Source organism: Micromonospora sp. BS32 (assembly GCF_059089345.1).
The window spans coordinates 1-424 of the sequence record NZ_JBSSHR010000134.1 but is presented as its reverse complement, the minus strand read 5'-3'; the positions used below and the strand labels follow the sequence as shown (position 1 = coordinate 424).

The following is a 424-nucleotide window of genomic DNA, read 5'->3' as shown; positions in this document are numbered from 1 at the left end:
CCCATCCACCGTCTCCTCAAGGGGCCCGGCCCTTATCCGGCCTAGCCCTTCCCCACGCGCCCCCAGGTACGCCCGGTGCGAGCCGCAGTCACCAAGGGGCGCGGGGGAACAGCGCGACCAGCCACCGCCGAGCGCAAGGTCCCGTGGCTCGGAGGACGGGGCACCCGGAGGGTCAGGGCACCCCTCAGAACCCGAGCTTGCGCAGCTGCTTGGGGTCGCGCTGCCAGTCCTTCGCCACCTTGACGTGCAGGTCGAGGAAGACCGGCGTCCCGAGCAGCCCCTCGATCTGGCGCCGGGACTTCGTCCCGACCTCCTTCAGCCGCGCGCCCTTGGGCCCGATGATGATGCCCTTCTGGCTGGGCCGCTCGATGTAGAGGTTCGCGTGGATGTCGAGCAACGGCCGGTCGGCGGGCCGCCCCTCGCG

1 protein-coding gene is annotated in these 424 nt (G+C 71.9%); it reads right to left on the bottom strand.

Translation table 11 applies throughout. From position 1 onward, the window contains the following. Positions 1-184: 184 nt before the first annotated feature. A partial coding sequence (locus tag AC5RWQ_RS30600; RefSeq protein ID WP_494286065.1) for a KH domain-containing protein occupies positions 185-424 on the bottom strand: 240 nt, incomplete at its 5' end.